Below are 7,305 nucleotides of genomic sequence, written 5' to 3'. Positions count from 1 at the left end.
GCGCGTTGCGCGCTTGTCCGGGACGACGGTGGAGAATGCGTTCACCACGGCAGTCCGCAGAGGTCGATCGTGCCCCGCGTCGGCGCGGTGCGCTTCACGTCGTGCACCATCGCGGACAGCGTGTCGAAACGGATGCGGCCTTTGTCCGGCTGCTCGGCGTAGACCTCGCCGTCGAACGGAATGAAGCCGCGCGCGCCGTAGAAGGCGACGCGATCCGGCGCGCAGAACAGGAGGGCGTAATTGATGGAGTCCTCATGCCGCAGCGTTTGGATCGCCGCGTTCAGGCCCAGCGTCGCCAGTCCGCGATTGCGACGATCGGCGCGCGTCAAAACGCCGCCGATGCCGGCGACATTGACGTTCTGGCCGTTCCATTTCACCAGCCGGCGATAGATCCCGACATGGCACAGCAGATCGCCGGCCTCGTCCTGCACCAGCACGCGCAGGTCGGCATGCGCAAATGTGATACCGGCCCAGGGTAAGCTTGCGGCCACCTCGGGCGGCCAAATCGCGTCATAGAGCGGCTTGACCTGGGGCCAGGAGGCATCTCCATTGAGGACGTCGATCTCGATGCTCATCAAAACGGCTCGCTTTTTCCAGAATCACGGTGTTTTACGGCTTCGGAACCTTCTATAAGGAGGTCCCGTTAAATCCCGTCTTCCCACAAGTTGCGGAACCGACCCCATGACATTTACGCTCCCCCCTCTGCCTTACGCCTATGAAGCCCTCGGCCCCTACATGTCCAAGGAGACGCTCGAGTACCACCATGACAAGCATCACCAGGCCTATGTGACCAACGGCAACAATGCGATCAAGGGGACCGAATTCGAAGGCAAGTCCCTCGAGGAGATCGTCAAGGGCTCGTTCGGCAAGAACCCCGCTGTGTTCAACAATGCCGGCCAGCACTACAACCACATCCACTTCTGGTCGTGGATGAAGCCGAATGGCGGCGGCTCCAAGCTGCCGGGCGCGCTGGAGAAGAAGATCAACGAGGATCTCGGCGGCTTCGAGAAGTTCAAGGCCGACTTCGCCGCCGCCGGCGTCGGCCAGTTCGGCTCGGGCTGGTGCTGGCTCTCGGTCAAGAACGGCAAGCTGGAGATCTCCAAGACCCCGAACGGCGAGAACCCGCTGGTCCACGGCGCGACCCCAATCCTGGGCTGCGACGTCTGGGAGCACTCCTACTACATCGACTACCGCAACCGTCGTCCCGACTATCTCAAGGCGTTCGTCGAGAACCTCATCAACTGGGAATATGTCGAAGAGCTCTACAGCAAGGCTGTCTGATCTCTCGTCATCGACAGAGGAGGGCGGTGAGCTCGGCTCGCCGCCCTTTTTCTTTGACGCGCATTTTTTTTGACGCCTTGCTTTCTGACGCCCATGTGACACGGACAATGTTGCCAGCACGAGATCGCTGCGGCAAAAGTCTTGCATCATTTGAGATCAAGGCTGGGCATTCGTGCTTTTCGATGCCGTGCGAGGGTGAGGCTCCGTGAATCAGCTGTTCGGCTATTGTCTCGTCTTCCTCGGTGGCGGCTGCGGCGCCTCGCTCCGGCACATGATCAACATGGCCGCCGCGCGCGCGCTGGGCACCGATTTCCCGTACGGCACCTTCATCATCAACATTACCGGCTCGACCGTGATGGGCCTGATCGCCGGCTATCTGACCTTCAAGGGCGGCGCCACCCAGCACTGGCGGCTGTTCTTGATGACCGGCATCCTCGGCGGCTACACGACCTTCTCGGCATTTTCGCTGGACACGGCGCTGCTCTATGAGCGCGGGGCGGTGGGACTGGCGGCGGCCTATGTGCTCGGCTCCGTCGGTATCTCCATCGCCGGTCTGTTCGCCGGTCTGGCATTGGTGCGGGTTTTGAGCTGACGGCAGCGTGTCGCGTCCGAGCGACGGCTGAAGGGCCATCCTTTGCTCGGCCCCTGGATCGCTTCGCTGCGCTCGCGATGACGGAGATTGTGGTTACGCCCGTGCCGCGCCTCACCGGTCATTGCGGGCACACCGCCTGACCCTTGCTCCGTCATCGCGAGCGCAGCGAAGCGATCCAGGGTCAGAGAAGAAAGTCCTGCGGAGCATCGGGCGGCTGGCGGAAGTCGCTCGATCCAGTTCCCTCCCACCGGTGGACAGGGGTGATGTTATAATGTAACATTCTGCCGTAATGACCCAGTCCGCGCTCCGAAATCACGTCCATTCTCATGCGCCTGGCGCGCAGGGGCACAGCCACGACCACAATCACCCGCATGCCCATAGCCACGGTCCCGGCGCGCCGCATCCGGCGCAGCCGGCGCCGTGGTCGATCCTGCGGATGCCCGTGACCGTGCGGCTCGCCGCGGCCCTCGCGGCCAGCGCGGTGCTGTGGGTGATCGTCATCCTGGCGATGCGGTGAGAGCCATGGCGCAGCTGCAGTTCCGCGACGTCACGTTGGGCTATGACCGGCACCCGGCCGTGCACCACCTCTCCGGCGAGGTGAGCGAGGGCGCGCTGCTGGCCGTGATCGGTCCGAACGGCGCCGGCAAGTCGACGCTGTTTCGCGGCATCGTCGGGCTGTTGAAGCCGCTCGCCGGCAGCATCTCCGCCGCCGGTCTCAAGCCGCGCGAGATCGCCTATCTGCCGCAGATCGCCGATATCGACCGCAGCTTTCCGATCTCGGTGTTCGATTTCGTCAGCACCGGGCTGTGGCGCAGCACCGGCATTTTCGGCGGCATCGGCGCCGCGGCGCGCGAGAAGATCGCGCAAGCGATCGCCGCGGTCGGCCTCACCGGCTTCGAGGGCCGCGGCATCGGGACGCTCTCCGGTGGGCAGATGCAGCGCATGCTGTTCGCGCGCGTGCTGCTGCAGGACGCCCGAGTCATCGTGCTCGACGAGCCGTTCAACGCGATGGACTCCAAGACCTCGGCCGATCTGTTGCAACTGATCGAGCATTGGCATGGCGAGCGGCGCACCGTGCTGGCGGCGCTACACGACATGGACATGGTGCGCGCGCATTTCCCGCAGACCCTCTTGCTGGCGCGCGAGGCGGTGGCCTGGGGCTCGACCGCCGAGGTGCTCACGTCAGACAATCTCGCGCAGGCGCGCCGGATGTGCGAGGCCTTCGACGACGCCGCCGCACCTTGCGTGCCCGCGCAAGCCTCGCGGGCGGCGTGATGCTGCGCGACCTGTTGTTTGCACCGTTCTCGGATTTCGAGTTCATGCGCCGGGCGCTCGCTGCCGTGATCGCGCTGTCGCTCGGCTCCGGCCCGATCGGCGTGTTCCTGATGCTTCGGCGCATGAGCCTGGTCGGCGATGCCATGGCGCACGCGATTTTGCCCGGTGCCGCGATCGGCTTTCTGCTGTCGGGCCTCAATCTGTTCGCGATGACCACCGGCGGGCTCGTCGCCGGCTTCGCCGTGGCGCTGCTGTCCGGCCTGGTCTCGCGCTCGACCGGGTTGAAGGAGGACGCCTCGATGGCGACCTTCTATCTGGCGTCGCTGGCGATCGGCGTCACCATCGTCTCGGTCAAGGGCACCAATATCGACCTGCTGCACGTGCTGTTCGGCAACATCCTGGCGATGGACGATCCGACCTTGCTGATGGTGGCGACCAACGCCACGATCACGCTGGTCGTGCTCGCGGTGATCTACCGCCCGCTGGTGGTCGAGAGCGTCGATCCCCTGTTTCTCCGCACGGTGAGCCGCGCCGGGGCGCCGGCGCATCTGATCTTTCTCGGCCTGATCGTCGTCAATCTCGTCAACGGCTTCCAGGCGCTCGGCACTCTGCTCGCGGTCGGCCTGATGATCCTGCCGGCGGGCATCGCGCGGTTCTGGTCGCGCGACGTCACGCCGATGATCTGCATCGCGGTCGGAGCGGCGATCGTCTCCGGCTATGTCGGGCTGGTGCTGTCATTCCAGACCCGAATTCCCTCGGGGCCCGCGATCATCCTGGTCGCGTCGCTGATCTATCTCGGCTCGGTGCTGTTCGGACGCGTGGGCGGCGTGCTTCCGCAGCTGTTTCCGGGACGACACCTCGAAGCGTGAGCCTCATCATGAAACGTTTGCTTCCCGCCCTCGGCCTGCTGCTGTCGCTCGTTATCCCCGCATCCGCCGAGACCAAGCTCAGCGTCATCACCAGCTTCTCGATTCCCGCCGACTTTGTCCGTCAGGTCGGCGGCGACAAGGTCGCCGTCACCTCGCTGGTCGGACCGGACAGCGACGTGCACGTCTACACGCCGACGCCGCACGACGCCAAGGAGGTCGGCGCGGCGAAGCTGCTTGTCGTCAACGGCCTCGGCCTCGAAGGCTGGCTGCCGCGGCTGCAGCAGGCGTCCGGCAGCAAGGCGCCGATCATCGTGGCGACGGCCGGCATCACGCCGCGCAAGCGCGGCTCGGACGCCGACCCGCATGCCTGGCAGTCGGTCGGCAATGCCAAGGTCTATGTGAAGAATATCCGCGACGCGCTGGCCGCGGCTGATCCAGCCGATGCCGAGACCTTCAAGGCCAATGCCGAGCGCTACCTCGGCGAACTCGATGCGCTCGATCGCGAGGTCCGGACCGAGATCGACAAGATCCCGGCCGAGCGGCGAAAGGTGATCTCGACCCACGACGCCTTCGGCTATTTTGCCGACGCCTATGGCATCGCCTTCATCGCCCCGCTCGGCGTCTCCACCGAAACCGAGCCGTCGGCCCGCGACGTCGCCGAGATCATCCGCCAGGTGAAAAAATCCCGCATTCCGGCGGTCTTCCTGGAGAACTTCAACGACGACCGGCTGGTCGGGCGGATCGCGGCAGAGACCGGCGCGAAGATCGGCGGCACCCTGTATTCGGACGCCCTGAGCGCGGAAAACGGCCCCGTTCCCACTTACATTGCCATGGTCAGGCACAATATAAGAGCCCTGACGAGCGCGCTTGTCCGTTAGGGTTTTACCCTCGCGGCAACAGCGCTTTTGAGCCATTTTCGACGCGATCTCAGTTTTTCGGAGTGCGCATGTCCGACGCGAGCAAGACCCCCGTAACGGTGCTGACCGGCTATCTCGGCGCCGGCAAGACCACGCTTCTCAACCGCATCCTCTCCGAAGACCACGGCAAGAAGTACGCCGTCATCGTCAACGAGTTCGGTGAGATCGGCATCGACAACGACCTCATCGTCGGCGCCGACGAGGAAGTGTTCGAGATGAACAATGGCTGCATCTGCTGCACCGTGCGCGGCGATCTCGTGCGCATCATCTCGGGCCTGATGCGCCGCAAGGGCAAGTTCGACGCCATCATCGTCGAGACCACGGGCCTGGCCGATCCGGCGCCTGTGGCACAGACGTTCTTCGTCGACGAGGACGTGCAGAAGAACGCGCGGCTCGATGCCGTCGTGACCGTGGCCGACGCGAAGTGGCTGTCGGACCGGCTCAAGGACGCGCCGGAGGCCAAGAACCAGATCGCCTTCGCCGACGTCATCGTGCTGAACAAGACCGATCTCGTCACCAAGCCGGAGCTGGCCGAGGTCGAGGCGCGCATCCGCGCGATCAACCCGTACGCGCGGCTGCATCGCACCGAGCGCTGCCAGATCGCGATCGCCGACGTGCTGGAGCGCGGCGCGTTCGATCTCGACCGCATTCTGGAGATCGAGCCGGAATTTTTGAACGCCGGCGACGATCACGATCATCATCACCATGATCACGACCATGGCCATGATCATCATCACCATCATGATCACGGCCTGAAGCACTATCACGACGAGGAGATGCAGTCGCTGTCGCTGCGCTCCGACAAGCCGCTCGATCCGTCGAAATTCATGCCGTGGCTGCAGAACCTGGTGCAGACCGAGGGCGGCAAGATCCTGCGCTCCAAGGGCATCCTGGCGTTCCAGGACGATGACGACCGCTATGTCTTCCAGGGCGTGCACATGATGCTCGAGGGCGATCACCAGCGGAAGTGGAAGCCGGACGAGGCGCGGCAGAGCCGCGTCGTCTTCATCGGCCGCGAGCTGCCGGAAGACGCCATTCGCGAAGGCTTCGAACGCTGCATCGTGACCTGATGAGCAGTTTCGATACGGGCGGCGAAGCCGCATCCATCGTCTCCGTCACCGACAAGGTGAAGCCGGTCTCGCTCGGCATGGCCGTCACGGCCGTGCACTATCTCGGCGACCGCGCGGCCTTCGTTGGCACCGAGGAGAGCGTCGCGGTGGTCGACACCGAGGGCGAGATCAGCAAGGTGGACGTGACAGGCGGCGGCATCCTGTCGGCGGTGTCGGACGGATCGCGCATCCTGTTCGGCGGCGACGACGGCAAGGTGTCGTCGCTCGACAAGGCGGGCACGGTGAGCGTGCTCGCGACCGATCCGAAGCGGCGCTGGATCGACAACGTCGCTGTCCATGCCGACGGCGCGATCGCGTGGTCGGTCGGCAAAACCGCGTTCGTGCGCCAGCCGAAGGGCGAGGAGAAGTCGCTCGACGTGCCCTCGACCGTCGGCGGCCTGGCGTTTGCGCCGAAGGGCCTGCGGCTGGCGATCGCGCACTACAACGGCGCGACCCTGTGGTTTCCGAACATGGCCGGCGAGCCCGAGTTTCTCGGCTGGGCCGGCTCGCATCTCGGCGTCACCTTCAGCCCGGACAACAAATTCCTGGTGACCTCGATGCACGAGGCGGCGCTGCATGGCTGGCGCCTCGCCGATAGCAGGCACATGCGCATGACCGGCTATCCCTCGCGGGTGAAGTCGATGTCGTGGGGCAGCGGCGGGCGTTTCCTCGCCACCTCCGGCGCCGACATGGTCATCCTCTGGCCGTTCGTCGGCAAGGACGGCCCGATGGGCAAGGAGCCGGCGATGCTGGCGCCGATGAAGGCCAAGGTCACCGCCGTGGCCTGCCATCCCAAACAGGACATCCTGGCCTGCGGCTACGAGGACGGCACCGTGCTGATGGTGCGGATGCAGGACGGCGCCGAGATCCTGGTGCGGCGGAATGAGACGCCGCCCATTTCCGCGCTGGGCTGGAATGCCGCCGGAACCTGGCTGGCGTTCTCGGATGAGAGCGGTGAGGCGGGGCTGCTGCGGCTCTGAGGGCGTTCCAGTGGTTAATGGGGCATAGCGGCGCAGGCCCAAATGGGAACCTCGCCGCTATCAATCCGTTGTTCCGCGCATCAGATGATGCGAGGCGCATCAGGATGATGCGGAGGACAGCCCATGGCCCCGATCAACAGCAAACGAACCCTGCGTCGCGACCTGCTGCTTGCAGCCGGCCTGCTTGGCCTGGGCGCCGTGATGGCGATCATCTCGCTGACCGAGATCAAGGCGGGCCATCTCGACCAGATGGCGCAGGCGACGCCTGAGCCGTCCGCAACC

9 protein-coding genes are annotated in these 7,305 nt (G+C 65.1%); 8 read left to right on the top strand and 1 reads right to left on the bottom strand.

Features of this window, described 5'->3' with window-relative positions; all coding sequences use genetic code 11:
- Positions 1-41: 41 nt before the first annotated feature.
- On the bottom strand, positions 42-575 hold the full coding sequence (locus BRAO375_RS20220) for a GNAT family N-acetyltransferase (protein ID WP_009029303.1): 534 nt from the start codon (positions 573-575) through the stop codon (positions 42-44).
- 106 nt (positions 576-681) lie between these two features.
- Between BRAO375_RS20220 and BRAO375_RS20215 the strand changes: the two genes are divergently transcribed.
- The 8 genes from BRAO375_RS20215 to BRAO375_RS20180 all read left to right on the top strand — a co-directional run bounded on the left by BRAO375_RS20215 (position 682) and on the right by BRAO375_RS20180 (position 7,023).
- Positions 682-1,281: a superoxide dismutase gene (locus tag BRAO375_RS20215; protein WP_009029302.1), complete on the top strand. Its 600-nt coding sequence runs from the start codon at positions 682-684 to the stop codon at positions 1,279-1,281.
- Positions 1,282-1,486: 205 nt separating this feature from the next.
- Positions 1,487-1,873: a fluoride efflux transporter CrcB gene (gene crcB, locus BRAO375_RS20210; protein WP_009029301.1), complete on the top strand. Its 387-nt coding sequence runs from the start codon at positions 1,487-1,489 to the stop codon at positions 1,871-1,873.
- 289 nt (positions 1,874-2,162) lie between these two features.
- The gene (locus tag BRAO375_RS20205) at positions 2,163-2,390 is read left to right on the top strand and encodes a hypothetical protein (RefSeq protein ID WP_035641440.1); all 228 of its coding nucleotides are present in this window, start codon (positions 2,163-2,165) and stop codon (positions 2,388-2,390) included.
- A gap of 5 nt (positions 2,391-2,395) precedes the next feature.
- A complete protein-coding gene (locus BRAO375_RS20200; RefSeq protein ID WP_009029299.1) occupies positions 2,396-3,148 on the top strand; it encodes a metal ABC transporter ATP-binding protein in 753 nt (250 codons plus the stop codon).
- Complete coding sequence (locus BRAO375_RS20195) at positions 3,148-4,017, top strand: metal ABC transporter permease (RefSeq protein WP_035641442.1); 870 nt, start codon at positions 3,148-3,150, stop codon at positions 4,015-4,017. Before BRAO375_RS20200 ends, BRAO375_RS20195 begins: the two co-directional genes overlap by 1 nt.
- Positions 4,018-4,025: 8 nt before the next feature.
- On the top strand, positions 4,026-4,895 hold the full coding sequence (locus BRAO375_RS20190) for a metal ABC transporter solute-binding protein, Zn/Mn family (protein WP_009029297.1): 870 nt from the start codon (positions 4,026-4,028) through the stop codon (positions 4,893-4,895).
- A 68-nt stretch (positions 4,896-4,963) separates the two neighbouring features.
- A complete protein-coding gene (locus BRAO375_RS20185; RefSeq protein WP_009029296.1) occupies positions 4,964-6,004 on the top strand; it encodes a CobW family GTP-binding protein in 1,041 nt (346 codons plus the stop codon).
- Positions 6,004-7,023: a WD40 repeat domain-containing protein gene (locus BRAO375_RS20180; protein WP_009029295.1), complete on the top strand. Its 1,020-nt coding sequence runs from the start codon at positions 6,004-6,006 to the stop codon at positions 7,021-7,023. The genes BRAO375_RS20185 and BRAO375_RS20180 overlap by 1 nt, the downstream gene beginning before the upstream one ends.
- Positions 7,024-7,305: the final 282 nt, after the last annotated feature.

Source organism: Bradyrhizobium sp. ORS 375 (assembly GCF_000239775.1).
GTDB lineage: Bacteria > Pseudomonadota > Alphaproteobacteria > Rhizobiales > Xanthobacteraceae > Bradyrhizobium.
The sequence above is the reverse complement of the archived record's forward strand: the minus strand, read 5'-3'. Positions and strand labels throughout refer to the sequence as shown.